Source organism: Gardnerella sp. KA00255, assembly GCF_049244095.1.
Lineage (GTDB): Bacteria > Actinomycetota > Actinomycetes > Actinomycetales > Bifidobacteriaceae > Bifidobacterium > Bifidobacterium vaginale_F.
In genome coordinates, this window is sequence record NZ_CP058374.1 from 123,796 (window position 1) to 143,607 (window position 19,812).

The window sequence follows — 19,812 nt, forward strand, 5'->3', positions numbered from 1 at the left end:
TTCTCTTTTTTAATTTCGTTGTATGCTGTACCTATTCCGCAAAAGAAATCATATTATATGCGGTATTTTAATGAAAAGAGGAAGAAAATGAAAAAGATATGTTTTGCGGATTCAGATCCGCTTGATGAGGATAAATATCTAGATTCTAAAGGTATGTTTACCAATAGTTCATCTGATGATGCGTCTGATTATGATACGGCACCGCCTCCTATTAAAGAGATGCCTAATAAGCTACCTACGTACGATGGAGTATTTTTAGTAGGAGTTTCTCAAAGAAAAGTCCCTTACCATATAAGCCTTGCTTATGACGACACTATTTCTGAGGAAAAAATGTTCTCGATGGCTATGCACACTTGCAGGGTTGCTTGTATAGCGCTCGATATAGCTCGAGGACATCCAATTATGCCTGTTATGAATAAAATGCTTTCAAGTGATTGCATAAAAAAGTTACATAATATGTGGGTTATGGTTGGAGAGCATCTTCGTGAGCTTAATGATCCTATTTTGAATTTTGAAGTGTGTAGACTTCCAGTTAATCCGCATTTAGTTAATGGAATTATGGTAGAGCCAACTCATTTTGAGGGAGTAGTTAGAATGACTACTGGCTATGAACAATATTGGACTTCGTTGTCTTTGAAATATAAGCGCGGTGAATGGATTTGTACTTATGCGGATATTGGCTGATTTAGTTGATTTTGTTAGTGAATTAAATATATCTCATTGCTAATAAAAGTATGTAAAAAATAAAAAATAAATTAAATAATAATTGAAATTATTTTATATGACTATTGATTTTAGAAATGGTGATGAGATGGTTATTAAAAATAAGCTGCGGATTAATTATTCTTATAATTCGCAGCTTTTTATATATAAGCTGGCTCATACCTTTAGTCATATCTTTAGCTACGTTTTTACTTATATTTTTATATTCTTAGTCGTATTTTTACTCGTATATTTACTCATACCTTGTTTTATAGTACTCATAAATTTCTGTATAAAATAATGCGCAATATGTTTATTTGTAGAAATTTCCAATATAAAAAATATTTTTTTGTATGAATTGCGTTCGTGTTGCTCTAATAATTAAAGTACAATGACAATTATGCTCCGAGAATTTTCTGTAGAAGCCATTCACCCAACTCAAGACGGTGATACCATTTATTCACTTCTTGCTAATAGGGCATTACGCTCTCCGCAAGGAACTATTGCTCAATGGCAAGACGAAGACACTAGACAATGGCATGATGTTACTGCTGTTGAAATGCTTGCCAAAGTTCGTGCTACTGCTAAAGGGCTGATTGCGCTTGGTGTGCAACAAGGATCGAAAGTAGTTATATATTCAGCTACATGCTACGAATGGGGTGTAGTTGATTTTGCTTGTGCAGCTATTGGTGCTGTTTCAGTTCCAATTTATGAAACTGATTCTGCGCTGCAAGCAACTGACATTATTGATGAAGTACAGCCTGTTATTGCTTTCGCTGGTGATGACGCTCATGCTCAGTGCTTAGAGTTGATTCGGAATAACAATAAAAATACTTCTTTCAAGACTTTTAATTTCAAAGCTGGTGGCTTAAGTGCTGTTATAGACTTTGGTAGGTCTTTGAACACTCAAGAGCTTGATAAAGCTATTGAAAATGTAAAAGCTGACGATTTGTCAACTATCGTATACACATCTGGTTCTACCGGTAAACCTAAGGGTGCAATGCTTTCGCACAGAAACTTCACTCATATTGTTTTCGCTGGTTATGATGTGTTGAATGACATGCTTTATCAGCCTAGCAGGCTTTTGCTATTCTTGCCTTTAGCTCATTGCTTTGCTCGCTATATACAATACGTATTAATCGGTTCCAACGGTGTAGTTGGATATGTTCCTAATGCTAAGCATCTTTTGACTGATTTGCGAAGCTTTAAGCCTTCTTATTTGCTTGGAGTTCCTCGAGTATTTGAGAAGGTCTATAACGCTGCTTCACAAAAAGCAGGTGCGGGTATTAGAGGTAGAGTTTTTGCTAAAGCTGTAAGGCATTTTATCCAGTGGTCGCGTGATGAAGTAAATGGCAAGTCGCATTCTTTGTCTGCAAAAATGGAACACAAGTTCTATATGAATACAGTTGGATCATCTATTCGTTCGGCTTTGGGTCCTAATCTTTCATGGTTAGCTTGCGGTGGTGCTCCTATAAGTGCAGATTTAGCTCATTTCTTTAATGGTCTCGATGGTATAACCTTCATACAAGGTTATGGTATGACTGAAACTGCTGCTCCATGCGTAGTTAATTTTGAACATGCTAATCAAGTTGGTTCAGTAGGTCGTCCTGGTCCTGGTATTTCTATTCGTCTTGCAGACGATGATGAAGTCTTGATTAAAGGCCCAAATGTCTTCATGGGTTATTACAACAAGCCTGAACTTACGGCTGAAGTATTAGATGAAGATGGTTGGCTGCATTCTGGAGATATTGGTGAGATTGACGATGAAGGATTCTTATCTATTACTGGCCGTAAGAAGGATATTATTATTACGGCTGGCGGTAAGAATATTAGTCCTGCTCCGCTTGAAGGCATTATCTCTAAGTGTCCTTTAGTGTCTCATGCAGTAGTTTTGGGCGATGGTAAGCCATTTATTTCTGCACTTATTGAGCTTGAACCAGATATGGTTCGTTCTTGGCTTAAAACACAGGGCATGCCAGAAAATATGCCTATGAGCAAAGTTGCAACTAATGAAGCTGTACGTTCTGTTGTTCAACAATATATTGATCAAGCAAATAGTACTGTTTCTAGGGCTGAGTCGATTCGTAAATTCGTAATTTTGGAAGATGAATTTACTCAAGATGCTGGTACTCTTACTCCAAGCATGAAAGTTGTTCGTCCAAAAGTATTGAAGCGTTATGCGAATATTATTGACACGCAGCTGTATGCTCCTAAGCCTAATACGAAGCCTTTTCCAGCGACTGTAAAAATTCTTGATAAGACTACTGAAACAGTTCGTCAGGCTCAAGAAGCTGTAACGCCTAGAGTTCGTCAAGCTTTTGATCAAGCAGCAAATCAGCTTATGCATTTCGGTGATGAGTCTGCTTTAGAAAAGCATGATGTGGCTGCGAATGAGGCGTCTAACAAGACTTCTTCCGATGCTCATTAGTTTTATAATTTAAGAATTTGATAGTTTAGTAATTTAATTACATATCAAAAATTATTTATTAGCGCAGTGTTAGTAAGCATTAAATCTTTTTTTCTGTTTATTAGCACTGCGTTTGTTTATTAGCACTGCTGTTTTATTTGTTTTACATGTTCTATGCGTTTATTTGTTCTATAAGTCTATTTGTTCTATACGTCTTATTTTTTTTTATTCGTGTTGTTTAAGTTTTTATTTGATTTTTTATAATTTTTATAATTTTATTAAAAAGATGTCTATCAATTATTGCGTGCTGTATACAATAATAGAGATTCTGTTTATAGTCTTCAGTAATAGTGATGAAGGAGAATTGTGACTATTCGTAAAATTCGCGTTGTACCTGATCCAGTATTGCGCACTCCATGTGATGAAATCAGTGAAATTACGCCTGCAATTCATAATTTGGTTGAAGATTTGCTGGAAACTGTTAACGATCCTGGTCGTGCTGGTTTGTCTGCAAATCAAATTGGTGTTAGCTTGAGAGCATTTTCTTATAACATTAATGGTCGAATTGGCTATATTTTAAATCCTGTTATTGAAGAAACTAGTGGTGAGCAATATGACGATGAAGGTTGCTTATCTGTTCCAGGATTGTGGTACAAAACTCGCAGAGCTAAATATGCTCGTGTTCGAGGCATTGATCTTCAAGGTAAAACTGTAGTTTTAGAAGGCGAAGGTTTGATGGCTCGTATGTTGCAACACGAATGCGATCATCTTGATGGACATATTTATTTAGATAGATTAGAGAAGGATGTCCGAAAGAAAGCTTTGAAAGAACTGCGAGATAATATTAAATAGTTCTAAATCTGTTTCTTAAATGTATTTCTTGAATATATTAAGAAATACATGAATCTTTAGTGTTATTTAATGATTTAGTTTAGTAGTTAGTTTCTGTTATAATCCTATTTCGCGTGTCCATTTGAGCATGAGTACTGTCGCGTTATATGATTGCTCGATTTTTATTGTCTACCGGATGCGCAAATACGCGCCATGTACGCGTCCATTCGTGTCGGTCGGCTTGATTTAGACGGATTGTTTAGACAAGTTGCATGCGAATAGACATGGCCAGGCAAGAACCGACAAGAAAGGTAAAGATATGTCGCAAATTACCATGAGCGAAATGCTGAAGGCTGGTTTACATTTTGGCCATCAGACTCGTCGCTGGAATCCAAAGATGAAGCAGTTCATTCTCACCCAGCGCAATGGTATTCATATCATCAATTTGTTCAAGTCTCTCGACATGATCGATAAGGCTTATGACTTCATCAAGCAGACTGTTGCTCACAATGGTACTGTTCTTTTCGTGGGTACTAAGAAGCAGGCTCAAGAAGCTGTGCAGAATCAGGCTACTCGCGTGAATATGCCTTATGTTTGCGAGCGTTGGCTTGGCGGTATGTTGACGAATTTCCAGACTGTTTCTACTCGTGTTAAGCGCTTGAAGGAACTTGAGGAAATGGACTTCAGCGATGTTCGTGGCTCTGGTTTGACTAAGAAGGAACTTCTTCTTTTAGAGCGCGAAAAGGATAAGCTTGCTAAGCAGCTTGGCGGTATTCGTAATATGAACCGCACTCCTTCCGCAATGTTTGTTGTTGACGTAAACAAGGAAGCTCTTGCTGTTGAAGAAGCTCATAAGCTTGGTATTCCAGTTGTAGCAATCGTTGATACTAACACTGATCCTGAGTCTGTTGAGTATCCAATTCCAGCTAATGACGATGCTATTCGTGGCGTTGAATTGTTAACTAGCTTGATGGCTGATGCTGTCGCTGAAGGTTTGCTTGAGCATGCTGGTAAGGGTTCTAAGTCCGAAGGTGCTGATGCTCAGCCAATGGCAGCTTGGGAAAAGGAATTACTTACTAACGAAAGCGAAGCTGCTTCTGAATCTGCTGAAGGTGAAGAAGCAGAAAAGTCTGAGTGAAAAACTAGAGCTTATCTTCTATAAGCTTAATAGTAAGGCGTTTATGTGGTGTAAGCGTTTTGCTTATGCCACTAAGCCCTACATATAATACGAGGAGAACAAAATGGCAGCTATTACTGCAGCGTTGATTAAGCAGGTGCGTGAAGAAACCGGCGCCGGCATGATGGACGTTAAAAAAGCTCTTACTGAAGCTGAAGGCGACGTTGCCCGCGCTAAGGAAATCATCCGCGCTAAGGGTATTCAGGCAGCTGGTAAGCGTGAAGGTCGTAAGGCTCAGGAAGGTACCATCGCTTCTAAGGTTGTTAAGTCTGCTGAAGGCGAAACTGGTTACGCAGTTGAATTGAATTCTGAAACTGACTTTGTGGCAAAGACACCAAAGTTTGTTGAATTCTCAAACACTGTTCTTGACCATGCTGTTGAAGCTTGCGCTTCTACTGCTGAAGAAGTACTTGCAGCCCCAGCTGATGGTGCAACAGTTAAGGAAGCTGTTGAAGAAGCAGCAGCTTTGTTCGGCGAGCATGTCAAGGTTGGTCAGGTTGCTAAGGTAAGCGGTCCACACGTTGAGATTTATGCTCACAAGAAGTCTGTAGAATTGCCTCCAAGCATTGTTTCTATGATTGCTACTGATGAAGCTGGTGCTAAGGTTGCTCACGAAGCAGCTTTGCAGATTTCTGCTATGGGTGCTCAGTGGCTTCGTCGTGAAGATGTTCCAGAAGAAGTTTTGGAATCTGAGCGTCGCGTTGCTACTGAAAAGTCTTTGGCAGAAGGCAAGCCAGAGAAGATTGTTCCAAAGATTGTTGAAGGTCGTATGAATGCCTTCTTCAAGGAAACTGTGCTTCTCGAGCAGGCTTACGTGAAGGATCCTTCCAAGAGCGTCGGCGACTTGTTCAAGGAAGTTGGCGGTACTGCTTTGGCCTTTGCTCGTCTTGAAGTTGGCAAGGGCTCTGCTGAGTAAGTATCGTTTTATATCGATTACTTGTAATTGATTATTTTATAAGAAGTGGGTTCGTACATGTACGTGCCCACTTTTTATATTTATAAGTAATCAAAATTTTATATTCACAAGTAATAATTTTTTTATTTGTTTCTTGTATTTATATTTCATAGTCATCTTTTTATTTATATTTCGTAATTCTATATTTTTCAGTAATCTGCTATTCTTTTGAAAACTTTTACTCTGCGTTTTGTAGTGTCGTTGTTGGCCGATAGTATGACAACGATATGCTTGCATTCGCTGTGAGGACTGGAGGAATGGTATGACTATCGAACAATCGGAAAGCAATGCTCGTAGAGTTCTCTTAAAACTTTCAGGTGAAGCATTCGGCGGTGGCGCTGTTGGCATAGATACAAAAGTTGTACGTAGAATTGCCAAAGAAATTATGACTGCAGTGCGTAGTGGCGTGCAAGTCGCAATTGTTGTAGGCGGAGGCAATTTCTTCAGAGGTGCTGAGCTTCAGCAAGCAGGTATTGATCGTAGCCGCGGCGACTATATGGGCATGCTGGGTACTGTCATGAATTGCTTGGCTTTGCAAGATTTCCTTGAACAAGCTGGGCAAGCAACTCGAGTGCAGACTGCCATTACTATGGGTCAAGTTGCTGAGCCATATATTCCATTGAAAGCAATTCGACATCTTGAAAAGGGTAGAGTTGTTATCTTTGGTGCTGGTGCTGGAATGCCGTACTTCTCAACTGATACTGTTTCTATTCAGCGTTCTTTGGAAATTCATTGCGACGAAGTGCTAATGGGTAAGAATGGCGTTGATGGAGTTTATAGCGCGGATCCTCGTAAAAATCCTGATGCCAAGAAATTTGTTACTCTTAATTACCATCGCGCTCTTGTTGACGGTTTGGCTGTTATGGATGCGTCTGCGCTTTCTATGGCTCGCGATAACAAGCAAAAAATTCGCGTGTTCGGCTTGGAAGGTGAAGGAAACGTCACTCGCGCTTTGATTGGTGAAGAAATAGGAACGCTTGTTTCTGATTTAGAGCCTAAGTTTGCTGAATAAGTTTGCTGAATAATTATATATAACTGTATTATTTTGCACTTATTGGTAATATTCGGTTACCATTGATATTAAGAAATGTTTTAAGAACTATATTTGCAAAGGAGAATAAATGTCTGCAATTATCGATCAAGCTCGCGAACAGATGAATAAGTCTGTTGAAGCTACTAAAGAGAATTTTATGGGTATTCGCACAGGTCGTGCTAATCCTGCTTTACTTAATGGAATTATGGTGGATTATTATGGCGCTCCTACTCCAATTAAAGCTGTTGCGTCAATTGGTGTTCCAGAGCCTCGTACTTTAGCAGTGACTCCTTTTGATGCTTCTCAAGCTAATGCTGTTGAAAAAGCTATTCGCGATTCTGATTTAGGTGTAAGCCCTAATCGTGATGGTAATGTTATTCGTGTTACTATGCCAGAGCTCACCGAAGAGCGTCGCAAGGAATATGTAAAGCTTGCTAAGAATAAGGCTGAAGAAGGCAAAGTCGCTGTTCGTAATATTCGTCGTAAAGCTAAGGAAAGTATCGATAAGTCTGTTAAAGACGGTGAATTAGGCGAAGACGAAGGCGATCGTTTACAAAAAGAGCTTGATAAAGTCACTAAGCAGGTTACTGATTCTCTTGATGTCTTACTTGAAGGTAAGCAAAAAGAAATTATGGAAGTCTGATTTATATTTGTGGCTATAAGCATGTAACTTATATGTTATTGCATGTTCTAAAGATGGGTGTCGCATGAAACAGCATAAAGATGATATTGTTGAGTCTTCTCAAAGTCATTTAGATGATGATAAAAATGTTAAAGGAAAATCGTCTTCTTCAGCATTTAATAATTCAGAATCTAATGGCTCGTCATCTTCTAAGCATGATGGTGGCACCCATGAAGCTTTAACTGATATAAATCGACGTACAGGGCGTAATATGCCACAAGCAATAGCGACCGCAGTCGTTCTTATTGCTATTATTGTGGCTTGTTTGCTTATTAGTATGGATGCTTTCATTATATTGATTGCATTGTTTATGGTTGGAGCATTATGGGAGTTGCATGTTGATTTTGCAACTATTGGATTGCGTATACCTTTTGTTGCGCTATCAATTTGCTCTGTTGTAACTATTTTGTCGACTTATTATGCAAAATGGCATGCTATAGCTATGGCGAGTGGAATAACAGTATCACTTATTCTTACTGTTATTTTTGCAACTCTTAATAGCACTATATCTGCTCGCACTCTTCAAGCTGTTGAAAAGAAATTGCAGCATTCTTCAGGAACTGTAACTAATAGCAGTACGTTTAATAATACTGCTGCATCCATGTTCGTAATATTGTATATACCTCTTCTTGCATCGTGTATTGTTCTTTCAATAGCAGGTAGTAAATATGCTATTGCACATGCAATGTTATTGGTATTTTTGCCGGCTTTAAGTGATACTGGTGGTTTATTTGCTGGCGCTTGGCTTGGTAAGCATAAATTATCTCCTAGAATTTCGCCAAAAAAGTCTGTTGAAGGTTTAATCGGTTCAATGCTTTTTGCAATAATCGGTGCGTACGCCATTGTTATTGGCTTCTATGGTATGAAGTTTGTTGAGTTTTGGTGGCTTCCTGCAGTTATGGGCATAATTTCTGGAATTGTCGGTACTTTTGGCGATTTGTGCGCATCAATGCTTAAGCGTGATATTGGAATTAAGGATATGGGCCATCTTCTTAAAGGACACGGTGGCGTTTTAGATCGCGTTGATTCAATTCTGCTTTGTGGCCCTGTTTTGATGGCGATTATGAAGTTTGCGAAAGTTTGATTCTTTAAGAATTCTAGTTTTGTATAACAATTATTTTGCTTAAGAATTATTTTGCTTCATACGCTTTAAAGTATTGTTCTTAAGTATTGTTCTTAAATGTTTTTGCTTAAGAATCATGATGTCAGTGTAGTATCGTTGCCATGAGTGTAGCATATATTCCTTCGCCAACTATTTCGTATTTTAAACTTGGTCCTGTTACTATCCGCTTTTACGCAATCTTTATTCTTATCGGAATAATTTGCGCAATGTATATTATTACGCGCAAATGGAAGCGCATGGGTGGTAATTTTGATCAAATATTAGATATTGCTTTAGTAAGTGTTCCCAGCGGAATTATTGGAGCTCGTCTTTATCACGTTATTACAACACCTGAAAAGTTTTTTGGCCCTTCTGGCGACTGGGTTGAAATGTTCCGTATTTGGAATGGTGGACTTGGTATTTGGGGAGGAGTGGTTTTAGGCTCACTAGCTGCTTGGGGAGTGTGCCGTTACAGGCATTATCCAACTGCTTTGCTTGCGGATGCAGCTGCTCCAGCTTTACTTATTGCTCAAGGAATTGGCAGATTAGGTAATTGGTTTAATCAGGAACTTTATGGTGCTCCGACTACTCTTCCGTGGGGTCTTAAATTAAATAATGTTGGTGGCGCAATCGGTCATAGTGAGAGTTGTTATGACGGACTTTCATGCCCTGAAGGAACATTATTCCACCCAACGTTTTTGTACGAGATGATATGGAATTTTATTGGTGCCGCATTAATTATTTTTTGCGCTAAAAAAGTAATGCAAAAATGTAAAGCAGGTTCGCTTTTCATTATTTATGTAATGTGGTACACGGCAGGACGTATGTGGATTGAATCATTAAGAATTGATTTTTCACATGTTTTCTTGGGAGTTCGCATTAACGTTTGGGTATCAATCGGTGTATTTATATGTGCAGCTATTATTTTCGCGCTTCTTCAACGTCATAGCTTATTTACTGATAAGTTAAGTGAGAAATTGATTGATGTGACGTCTGATGAGAACGAAAAAAATAGTGCAAAATCGGATTTAAAACGTTAACTCGTCTCTTGCTTTTCTTAGAATGGGAATCATGAATATACAGATAGCACCTAGTATCCTTTCCGCTGATTTTTGCAATCTTGAGCGTGATCTTGTTGCGATTTCAAATGCGGATCTTGTTCACGTAGATGTGATGGATCATCATTTTGTCCCTAATTTAACTTTAGGGGAGCCTATTGTTAAACGTATTTGCGAAGTAACAGATCTTCCAGTTGATGTGCATTTGATGATTGAAGATCCTGATCGTTGGGCTCCAGAGTATGCAAAACTTGGTGCTGATTCTGTGAGCTTCCATATGGGTGCTACTCATGCGCCTGTTCGTCTTGCTCGTCAGCTTCGAGATATGGGTTGCAAAGCGTGTTTTGCTGTTCGTCCTGCAGAACCGGTAGAACCAATTTTTGATATTCTAGATGAATTTGATATGGTTCTTATCATGACAGTTGAGCCAGGATTTGGCGGTCAGAAGTTCTTAGGAAATCAAATGGGTAAGGTTCGTCGTTTGCGCGATGAAATTACGCGTCGTGGTTTGCAAACACATATTCAAGTTGACGGCGGTGTTAGCCCGTCTACAGCTGCTACAGTTGCACAAGCCGGTGCTGACGTACTTGTTGCAGGTTCTGCTGTTTACGGTGCTAAAAGTCCTGCTGAAGCTATTGAATCAATTAGGAATATTGCTCAAGATGCTTGGCGTGAATAATTAGCTTTAATTGATTGGGGGCATGAAAATGTCCCCGATTTTCTTATTTATTAGTAAATAATTTAATATAAAGTGCGACAGTTTTAATATATTTGCAATAACAGGTGTTATTATAAAAACGTATTTAAGATGAATCTAATATGGATTTTATCTTAAATGTAAAGTTTAAATGTAAAGTGATTATACGGTGGTTATATAAATCTGGTAAGTGCAATAATTCCTGTGTTCGCATTTTGTATAACAGTTGTGATTTCAACAAGTTGTGATTTTTAATAAGGAAGGTGCTATGGTTAAGTCTGTTGAGAATCAGGAATATAGTCCTGAAGCGCTTAATCGGGTTTTTACTGTACCTAATCTTATTAGTTTTCTTCGCATTTGCTCTATTCCTTATCTTGCTTGGCTTATTGCGTGCAGAAGTATGGTTGTGGCGCTTGTTGTATTAGCTATTTCCGCTTTTTCTGATTGTGTAGATGGTTATATTGCGCGTAAATTTAATCAAGTAAGTAAGCTTGGTCAGATTTTAGATCCTATAGCGGATCGTTTACTAATTATTTGCAGTACTGTTGCTTTAGCATTTGCAAAAATAATACCTTGGTGGGCTTTGGCTTTAGTTGTAGCGCGCGATGTTATTATGACAGTGCTTATTGTGATTCTTGCTCAATATGATTATGGACCTTTGCCTGTTAATTTTGTTGGTAAAGCTGGTACAGCACTTCTTATGCTTTCAATTGTTTCTTTAATGATTGTTTATACTGTATCTGCTGAGTCTATGTTCGTGCTTCACGCTGCTGCACTTGCATGTGGAATATGGGGTATTTCGTTGTATTGGTATGCAGGATTTTTGTATATTAAACAGGCGTGCATGTTGCTAAAAGCAATAAAGAAGCAATAAAGAAATAGTAAATAATGGATTATTAGTAGAAATATTAGTAATAAGATATTTGGATTTATATTTTTAGTGAATGCACAAGCGAGTACAATAGAATAAGATTTAATTAAAGAGAAATAGCAAGTGAAAGAGAATACGTTAGCAGCATGAAAGAAGATGGGATTAATTCCGAAGACGTTGAAGCGTCTGATTCTATCATTGATGATCAGATGCCGTCTTTCCCTGCTGCTGATGGCTCTCAGCTGATTCGACGTAGAGCAGCTTTTTCTAAATCTGTTTTTGGGCTTAAGACTCATCACTCAACTCAAGTTCATAACCATTTAGTTCTGCATCATGATAGACGTCGTTATGTTGATGACTATTCTTTAAGACTTATTGATGATTTAATTAATCGCCCTGTAGATCCTTTATTTATGGATGCTCGTTTAAATAAGCAAAAAGTTAGTGGATTTAGCTTGTGGGCAACGCGAATTATTGTTTTTATTGTTTGCGTAGCTGTTGGAACAGTTGGAACTCAATTTGTTCGTAGATTGCATGTTGATACTAGAAAAGCAATTCGAACGTCTTTGGCAAATGAATTGGTTAGCCATACAACGAAGTTTGATAATCTTCTTAAAGAAGTTACGAAATTGCATAATAGCGTTGATCGTGAATCGAAACGAATTACAACTCCTGAAGAAAATCAAGTTACGAAAAATGACGATATGGTTAATGGCGTAAATCCTGTTGAAGGTCCAGGAATAAGCATTACTATAGCAAATCCTATTTCTGCTGGCTCTGGATCTTCTGGGGGCTCTCTTCCTAGGGAATCTATGGGAGCGAGGATGCGCGTTATTACAGATAGGGATATTCAAACTTTTGTTTCTTTGTTATGGGAAGGCGGTGCTGAAGCTATAGCTGTTAATGGCCATCGTTTAGGTGTACAAACCTCTATTCGTATAGCTGGCCAGGCAATACTAATAGGTGTAAATCAAACGCAGAGCCCATATGTTATTGAAGCAATCGGAGATGCTAATACTTTAGCATCGAAAATTTATGATAAGAAACATTCAGCATGGTATTCATCACTTACGAATGCCGGCATTAATCCGCAAATTTCATATTCAAGTAAATTAAAATTACCAGTAGCTGGTACTGGTGATATTAGGTTCGCTCAAAAAAGTAAGGGAGTAAATATTATGACAGCGATTCTTGGTTTGATTTTGGGCGTACTAATAGGTATTGTGGTTCATCCTGATATTCCTGTTGTTATTCAGCCTTATTTGCCTATTATGGTGGTTGCTGCGCTGGATGCTTTGCTTGGCGCTGCAAGAGCTTATTTTGAACGTAACTTTTCGGATAAAGTTTTCGTTATATCATTCTTCTCGAATGTTATTGCTGCTACGCTTTTAGTTTTATTAGGCAATCAGCTTGGTGTTGGTGCTCAGCTTCAAACAGCAGTGATTGTTGTGCTTGGCATACGAATCTTCTCCAATGTGTCAGCAATTAGACGTTTTATTTTGAGGAGTTAAAGTGTCTTTTTCTTTTTCTCGCAAACAAAACGATGAAAATATTGTTGGAAAACTACATCGTCAGCATGCTAAGGATCGTGAAAGCGATAGAACTCAAACAGGTTCTTTTCCTGTTGTATCAAAGCGTGCTAAGCCTTCTCTGAGTTCGCATATTACTAGAGCTCGTATTTTTACAGGCTTTCTCATTATGCTTATGTGTGCTTTATTGGGTTTTGCATACATGATTCAGGTGAATCGTAGTTCTTCCATATATGAAACTATGAGTGAAGATGAATTAACTAGGCTTATTACTGAAACTAATTCCCAGATACAGAATCTAGAACAGCGTAAAAGTGAATTAAGTGGGCAATTAGAGTCTTTAAAAGCTTCTGTTAATAAGCAGGAAGAAGCTCGTCGTATTGCTCGTCAAAATGCTGAAACTAATGGATTATTATCAGGTCGTTTGCCTGCTACAGGTCGTGGAATAATAATTCATATTACTGGCGGTGAAAAAGAGAAAATCGATGCTTCTACGATGTTCCAGCTTATTGAAGAATTGCGTAATGCTGGTGTAGAAGTGATGTCTATTAACGATATTCGTATTATCACTTCAAGTTATATTTCTGAAACCAAGCACGGTTTAGTGTGCGATGGTAGGCAAATAAATCCGCCTTATATAGTTAAGGCGATTGGAGATCCTCAAAATTTGCAAAATGCTGTAACTATTGCAGGTGGAGTAGGATCTAGGCTAAAAGTTAAATTTGGCGCGTTGGTGCACGTTATGACGCCTGATGAGGTTGAAATTAACGCGACACGCTCTGCAAAACAATATCAATTTGCTCAACAAGTCGAGTAACAAGGTACAATAAAAATTATGACAGAACCGATTCCTACAGCTGGAGAAACAACCATAATTGGTATGCCAGCAATACATATTCCTATTACATCTACTGCAGATCGTCCTTTGAAGAAAGATGATCTTGATACGATATCTAAGTTGGTACCAGGAACTGCATTGTTGATTTCTACTAGGGGAGCAGTTTCAGGTTCTAGGTATCTTCTAGATGAAGATGTTATTTCTGTTGGTAGAGATCCTCGTGCGGATATTCTTTTAGATGATTCAACTGTTTCTCGTGCGCATGCTGTTTTCCGCAGGAATGGTAATGTTTTTACTATTGCTGATTCAGGAAGCTTGAATGGTACGTATGTTAATCGTGAACGTGTTGACGAAGCTGTTTTGCATAATGGCGACGAAATCATGATTGGAAAATTCAGGTTAGTTTTCTTTGGAACTGACGCTTTTTCGAATTAATATAATTTTTTAAACAATTCTTATGATAGTTTAAATGATAGTTTAAATTGTTTTGTTTAAATTTTATTTAAGTTTGTTTGAATTGGCTGGGATTTTTTCTCGATGAATAAGAGATTTGAGATACAGGGGGATTTTTATGTGTGTTAATAGCTCTGATAAAAAGTCTTCTAAAGTTGATTTAGTATCTCAATCTCTTAATTTTTCTAATGTTAACAGTATTTACGGGGATTTCGATGATGTAGAAAATTCCAGTAGAGGAAAATATTCTAAAAAGACGTCTAATAATTCTTCGGCTGTGCAAGGCGTACTTTTTAGTTTTTCTGCTGGAGTTGATTATGAGAAGGGATATCGCGGTACTGTTGCTATGAAAATAGCAGGCATAACGTATCGCCAACTTGATTATTGGGCTAGAAAGCACATTATTGAACCTTCGATTACACCTTCTCATGGTTCAGGATCTAGAAGGTTATATTCTTTTAAAGATATTGTAATTATGACAGTTGCAAAGAAATTGCTTGATGCTGGCGTAAATTTACAAAATGTAACTAATGCTATTCTTTTTCTTTATTGTCATTCTGAGGAAAGTCTTAATAAGATGACTATTATCTGTGATGGCAATAATGTTCAAGAATGCGATGTTGATAAGAATAATATTTTAGATATGCTTTCAACAGGTTCAGCAGTTTTTGCGATTAATGTAGGTCAGATTTGTAAAAGAGTTGAATCAGATTTGGAATCTGAGAATTTTACTCCGCTGCAACTAGATTAGTATATGGTTTCGTATTGTGTAGTGATTAGTGATTTATATGAGCGCTTTTCTATATATTATTCCGGCGGTATTTTGGCTTCTTGCAGTCGCGTTTCTTATATATAGCTTTTTGGGCTCATGTGTTGCGTTATTTAAATTTAAACAATCTAATAGGGAAGATTTAATTCCAAAAGTAAGCTGGCTGAGTGTTGTATTGCATTGTTTTGCGCTGCCAATAGCGATGGTTTCTTCTATGATTTATCGAATAATGCAAGGATTTGTGGCAATTAACTCAGATATGGCACAAATGTTCGATTTTATTTTTGTTGTTTCTGGGATTATTTTCATAGTGATTTGGATTTTAAGTATTACGGTAATAATCGTCCATTTATCTATTGCGACTAAGCAAGAAGATTCTATTAATGGATACAGATAGAAATAATGAAATAATTAGATAGTATTTTTATCTATAGTTTTTTGTGCATGTGATTTTTAAATAATATTTTTTTTAATACAGAATTCTCGGAATTCTTGGAATTGGAATCGGAAGAGGATTCTGAGTGGTAGTAATAAGCGTATGTGTTATATAGGAGTATTTAAAATAATCTAATTTGACATAACGTACATTATCGGTTATATAAATAAGTTTTCTATTTAAGGCCAGTCAGATAATAAAACATATTATTTCATTTACGCTTAAACGGAATCTTATTATTAGCAAGAATATCGCTCTAATAGCAATAATATCGCTCTAATAATCGTAAACTAATTCAGCTTATTAAAATATTCAATTACTGCAGAAGATAACTCATTTACGTTATCTATAACACGATATGCTTCATGCTTATTTAATTCTCCAGGCTCTGCATAACCCCATCCACAACCCAAGCAATCTATGCCGCATTCTTTAGCTCCGTCAGCATCAGTCCAACGGTCGCCAACCATTAATGCTCTATCGCCAGAGTCATAATTAAATCCTATATTTTTAAATGCATAACGTATAACTTGCGATTTTTTAATACGAGACATATCTCGACTTGCACCGTAAATTGCATCAACCATATTTTCGATGTTGAAACGTTTTGCTATAGGAATAATTTGATATTCAGGTTTACAAGATGCAATAGCAAGATAAAAGCCTGAATCTCGAAGAATATTAAGCTGATTTTCTATTCCATCGTAAAGACGATTTAAGAAATTGCCTGTAATAAGCGTGCCCGGATTATTAGGATCATCAAAAGTTGGAACTTCTGAATAATACTTACGATATAAATTAACACCTAAAGTTTGCAAATTTTCAGGCATATGATTTCTTTGGAAAGATTCCAGAATAGACGGACCTATAAAACGATGCATTTCAGCGTCATCAGGGATTTGCATGTTAAGCTCTTGCATAGCTTTTTTCGCGCACGCAATAATTCCCTCATGAGATTGTGTAATAGTACCGTCTAAATCTAACAAGACGACTTTCATAGCATTTCCTGTATTACTTGTACTTGAACGTCGTTTTGTAGAATATCACTCATAATCTGGAATCCAGCCTTCTTTGTGCATTTTCAAGCGTTTCTCAAGAAGAGTTTTCAGTTCTTCTTCGCTACGACGTTCTAAAAGCATATCCCAGTGAGTACGAGATTGTTTGTTAAATTCGTCATCTTGGATATCTTCATCGCCTTCTTTGTGAGCAATGTTTCCACAGCGGCATTCCCATTCTTCTGGTATATCTGCTCCTTGAGCAAAAGGAAGAATAGTTCTATGACCTTTAGGACATACGTAAGCAACGTCAACGCGTGCAGCAAAATCAACGTTGTCATCTGATTCCAAAGATTTTGCGCCAATACTCATTCCTCGCAAACTGCGTTCTGCCATTTTTTCTCCTTAAAACATAATACCTATTTAAGCTATCGAATCACTCGGACGAACTTGTGCAATGTTACGTTTCAGAGTTATCTAAGTCAACGATACACCACAATTTATTGATAGCAATATTTTTTAGTTAATTCTTTATACGTATTGAAAATGCAAATTATAAACTGCAAATTACAGAAAATATAAATTATGCAAATCATAAATCAGAATATGCAACCACTCCTCTATTTATTAAATTAGCAGCTTTTTTAGCTTTACTTGCCAAAGAAGAGTCAACGTTTCCAATAGCGTTTAAATAGCTTTCAGATGATGATAATTGTGTAAGAATATCGATTAAGCGCTTTGCTTGACGTACAAAATCGCCTCCAGTAACATCACTGTTTTGCAAAATCATTGACAAATCTGCGCCCTGAGCCCAGTCATACATCATGTCAATTGCTCCGCATTCAAGCGGTCTTAAAGGTTCCAATTTATACTTAACGCACAAGTTATTTATATCCATAAATAAAGCTTTAAGCTTATCTATTGTTATAAATACAGCGCCATCTGATCCGCCTGGATATCTTTTAGGTTCTGAATAAGAAATACCTCTAGATTCATAAACTAATGAAGATAAGCATGAAGCTAACTCTACAGGAGAAAGATCGTTAAACAATCCTTCGCAAATAGCTTCAGAAAATACGATGTCACGCTCGTTGTATAGCCTGCGCAATAATTGACCTTTATCTGTCAAATAAGCATTATCTTCACTTACAAATGACTTATTTTGCTCAGAGTGTTTTGATTGGCTTTTATTTACGGATAAATAATCCAGTGAGTAAAGTACTTCACAAATATGATCAAAGCAGCGAGCTACAGATCCAGTTCTAGATTCATATCGTTCTTTAACTTGATCTAATTCTTTCTTTTCGCGTGCCCAATGGTATCCCCATCTTAAATGATCTTGTATGTCTTTACATCCAGCGCATGGGTGTGATCGTTCTTCTTCGCGAAGCTTAGCAATAGTATTATCTAACTCTTTAAATGCAAGAGATCGTTCAGAATCGTTTGCAAAGAAAGTGTGCTTAAGTTTTTTACGCTGATCATGTTGAGCATATTTAAGTTTCATTCGAAGATTCATAAACTCAGCAAAATCACCGTTTTCACAGTGGAAGGCATCTTCGTAAGCTTGAAGAGCTTCTGTTAACTCTTTTATTCTAGAGTGTAGTTTTTGAGCTGAAGAATTTGCTTCCCATTGTGCAAAAGACGCGTCTAAAGTAGCTCTAGCAGTATTAACATCGCTGTTATTTAATAAGTTAACAGCCATATTAAATGTAGGAACAAAGCTTGAATGTAATGGGTATACTCGTTTACTTGATAGCGCTGCTGCTTGGTTAGGGTCAAAATCTGAGTGATCCACTAAAACAGCGTGTCCTATAGTGTCGATACCGCGTCGTCCTGCTCGTCCAGTTAATTGAGTGAATTCTCCAGGCGTTAAAGGAACATGACCAGTTCCGTCGAATTTTACGAGTTTTTCTACAACAACACTTCTAGCTGGCATATTTAAACCTAGAGCAAGAGTTTCAGTTGCAAAAACTACTTTTATAAGACCTTTTTCGAATAATGTTTCAACAATATGTCTGAATAATGCAATCATTCCGGCATGATGTGGCGCAAAACCTTGTTCTAAAGCGTAACGGAAACGCTCAAAATTTAATGCGTGTAGATCTGATTTAGTTAGCTGATTTGCGACTATTGAATCAACGATTCTTCGTATTTCATACATTTCTTCGTCGCTTGTAAGAACTAAGCCTGCGTTTAAGCATTGTTGCACAGCTTGATCGCATCCTGATCTAGAAAAGATAAAATAAATACCGGGAAGCATGCCGCAATAGTCTAATTCGTCAATAACAGCCCATCTGCGAGGCGTATAACGGCAGGCTGATAATTTATCCTCAGATTTTTTTAGCTTGTGATTTACGCGTCCATTTTCTTTTAATGTTATATGAGATTTTTTGCGCGCGCTAAAACGTTTTCCTGCTCTTTTGTCAAAAGACATTCTTCTTCTTATAGCGCGATCTTCCCATTGTGAAAGCGTTCTAGTTAGGGCAGGGTTCACTCGCCTATTGTCGCCTTTTTTAGTGTCATAAAGATCTAATATTTCAGGCTCTGTTTCGTAATCTTCTTGAATAATTACGTGTCGTTCTAATGGTACTGGTCTATGCTCGTCAACAATTAAATGAGTTTTTCCGCGAACTGAAGTTATCCATGCTGAAAAATCTTCTACGTTAGAAACAGTAGCTGAAAGACCGATAATAGTAACGTATTTAGGAAGATGAATTATTACTTCTTCCCATACTGCTCCCCTGAATTTATCTGCTAGGAAGTGAATTTCGTCTAGAATTACATATCCTAAAGATTGTAATGTAATAGAACGCTCATAAAGCATATTTCGCAACACTTCAGTAGTCATAACTACTATATCTGCTTCAGGATTAACAGATGTGTCTCCTGTGAGTAAACCTACATGATCTGAACCATAAATTTCGCATAAATCATGATACTTTTGGTTACTTAAAGCTTTTATAGGAGTAGTGTAAAATGCTTTTACTCCTTTATTTGCAGCAAGAAAAACAGCAAAATCTGCTATAACAGTTTTTCCAGCTCCAGTTGGCGCTGCAACTAATACATTGTCGCCTTTTTCTAATGCGTTATTAGCTTCTTTTTGAAAATCGTCAAGTTCAAATGGCAAAGTTTTTTCGAATTTGGATGCCATTGTTTGCTTATATTCTTGATTTTTACGGAAAGACGCGTATCTCTGTGCTGGTGAAAGATTATCGCTGTAGGAGTTTGAAGTATCACTTGTTTCTTTATGTTTATGAGATGAAGAATTGTTCATTAT

At 37.4% G+C, this 19,812-nt stretch carries 19 protein-coding genes and 1 pseudogene; 17 read left to right on the forward strand and 3 right to left on the reverse strand.

The window, feature by feature from the left end; translation table 11 throughout:
- The first annotated feature begins 87 nt into the window (after nucleotides 1-87).
- From HXT51_RS00480 to HXT51_RS00560, 17 genes and pseudogenes are all read left to right on the forward strand, one after another.
- A complete protein-coding gene (locus HXT51_RS00480; RefSeq protein ID WP_421776524.1) occupies nucleotides 88-684 on the forward strand; it encodes a hypothetical protein in 597 nt (198 codons plus the stop codon).
- A gap of 418 nt (nucleotides 685-1,102) precedes the next feature.
- Nucleotides 1,103-3,130, forward strand: a complete 2,028-nt coding sequence (locus HXT51_RS00485; protein WP_415692197.1) for an AMP-dependent synthetase/ligase — start codon at nucleotides 1,103-1,105, stop codon at nucleotides 3,128-3,130.
- A gap of 345 nt (nucleotides 3,131-3,475) precedes the next feature.
- The gene (gene def / locus HXT51_RS00490) at nucleotides 3,476-3,961 is read left to right on the forward strand and encodes a peptide deformylase (protein WP_103084267.1); all 486 of its coding nucleotides are present in this window, start codon (nucleotides 3,476-3,478) and stop codon (nucleotides 3,959-3,961) included.
- Nucleotides 3,962-4,259: 298 nt separating this feature from the next.
- On the forward strand, nucleotides 4,260-5,078 hold the full coding sequence (gene rpsB, locus HXT51_RS00495) for a 30S ribosomal protein S2 (protein ID WP_415705693.1): 819 nt from the start codon (nucleotides 4,260-4,262) through the stop codon (nucleotides 5,076-5,078).
- A 103-nt stretch (nucleotides 5,079-5,181) separates the two neighbouring features.
- Nucleotides 5,182-6,033 carry a translation elongation factor Ts gene (gene tsf / locus HXT51_RS00500; protein ID WP_103084265.1) on the forward strand — a complete coding sequence of 284 codons (852 nt, stop codon included), beginning with the start codon at nucleotides 5,182-5,184 and terminating at the stop codon, nucleotides 6,031-6,033.
- A 301-nt stretch (nucleotides 6,034-6,334) separates the two neighbouring features.
- The gene (gene pyrH, locus HXT51_RS00505; RefSeq protein WP_103084264.1) at nucleotides 6,335-7,084 is read left to right on the forward strand and encodes a UMP kinase; all 750 of its coding nucleotides are present in this window, start codon (nucleotides 6,335-6,337) and stop codon (nucleotides 7,082-7,084) included.
- Between the two features lie 109 nt (nucleotides 7,085-7,193).
- Nucleotides 7,194-7,748, forward strand: coding sequence for a ribosome recycling factor (gene frr, locus HXT51_RS00510; RefSeq protein ID WP_103084263.1), 555 nt, complete (start codon nucleotides 7,194-7,196; stop codon nucleotides 7,746-7,748).
- A gap of 64 nt (nucleotides 7,749-7,812) precedes the next feature.
- A complete protein-coding gene (locus HXT51_RS00515) occupies nucleotides 7,813-8,871 on the forward strand; it encodes a phosphatidate cytidylyltransferase (RefSeq protein WP_421776525.1) in 1,059 nt (352 codons plus the stop codon).
- A gap of 140 nt (nucleotides 8,872-9,011) precedes the next feature.
- Entirely contained in the window at nucleotides 9,012-9,929 is a 918-nt protein-coding gene (gene lgt / locus HXT51_RS00520; protein ID WP_415705694.1) for a prolipoprotein diacylglyceryl transferase, read from the forward strand.
- Between the two features lie 31 nt (nucleotides 9,930-9,960).
- Complete coding sequence (gene rpe, locus HXT51_RS00525) at nucleotides 9,961-10,626, forward strand: ribulose-phosphate 3-epimerase (RefSeq protein WP_415705695.1); 666 nt, start codon at nucleotides 9,961-9,963, stop codon at nucleotides 10,624-10,626.
- A 286-nt stretch (nucleotides 10,627-10,912) separates the two neighbouring features.
- Nucleotides 10,913-11,518, forward strand: coding sequence for a CDP-alcohol phosphatidyltransferase family protein (locus tag HXT51_RS00530; RefSeq protein WP_103084259.1), 606 nt, complete (start codon nucleotides 10,913-10,915; stop codon nucleotides 11,516-11,518).
- Nucleotides 11,519-11,724: 206 nt separating this feature from the next.
- Nucleotides 11,725-12,675, forward strand: a pseudogene (locus tag HXT51_RS00535) (DUF881 domain-containing protein); the annotation flags it as partial.
- A gap of 18 nt (nucleotides 12,676-12,693) precedes the next feature.
- Nucleotides 12,694-13,026 (forward strand): small basic family protein, encoded by a 333-nt coding sequence (locus HXT51_RS00540; RefSeq protein ID WP_103084258.1) that lies wholly within the window; start codon nucleotides 12,694-12,696, stop codon nucleotides 13,024-13,026.
- A 1-nt stretch (nucleotide 13,027) separates the two neighbouring features.
- A complete protein-coding gene (locus HXT51_RS00545; protein ID WP_103084257.1) occupies nucleotides 13,028-13,861 on the forward strand; it encodes a DUF881 domain-containing protein in 834 nt (277 codons plus the stop codon).
- A gap of 18 nt (nucleotides 13,862-13,879) precedes the next feature.
- On the forward strand, nucleotides 13,880-14,317 hold the full coding sequence (locus HXT51_RS00550) for an FHA domain-containing protein (protein ID WP_103084256.1): 438 nt from the start codon (nucleotides 13,880-13,882) through the stop codon (nucleotides 14,315-14,317).
- 136 nt (nucleotides 14,318-14,453) lie between these two features.
- Nucleotides 14,454-15,086, forward strand: a complete 633-nt coding sequence (locus HXT51_RS00555) for a MerR family transcriptional regulator (protein WP_415691946.1) — start codon at nucleotides 14,454-14,456, stop codon at nucleotides 15,084-15,086.
- Nucleotides 15,087-15,114: 28 nt separating this feature from the next.
- The gene (locus tag HXT51_RS00560; protein WP_421776526.1) at nucleotides 15,115-15,501 is read left to right on the forward strand and encodes a hypothetical protein; all 387 of its coding nucleotides are present in this window, start codon (nucleotides 15,115-15,117) and stop codon (nucleotides 15,499-15,501) included.
- Nucleotides 15,502-15,830: 329 nt separating this feature from the next.
- On the opposite strand, the gene HXT51_RS00565 is transcribed toward HXT51_RS00560, so the two are convergent.
- From HXT51_RS00565 to HXT51_RS00575, 3 genes are all read right to left on the reverse strand, one after another.
- Nucleotides 15,831-16,538 carry an HAD hydrolase-like protein gene (locus tag HXT51_RS00565; RefSeq protein ID WP_421776527.1) on the reverse strand — a complete coding sequence of 236 codons (708 nt, stop codon included), beginning with the start codon at nucleotides 16,536-16,538 and terminating at the stop codon, nucleotides 15,831-15,833.
- A 45-nt stretch (nucleotides 16,539-16,583) separates the two neighbouring features.
- Nucleotides 16,584-16,931, reverse strand: a complete 348-nt coding sequence (locus HXT51_RS00570) for an RNA polymerase-binding protein RbpA (RefSeq protein WP_103084252.1) — start codon at nucleotides 16,929-16,931, stop codon at nucleotides 16,584-16,586.
- A 196-nt stretch (nucleotides 16,932-17,127) separates the two neighbouring features.
- Nucleotides 17,128-19,809, reverse strand: a complete 2,682-nt coding sequence (locus HXT51_RS00575) for a DEAD/DEAH box helicase (protein ID WP_421776528.1) — start codon at nucleotides 19,807-19,809, stop codon at nucleotides 17,128-17,130.
- Nucleotides 19,810-19,812: the final 3 nt, after the last annotated feature.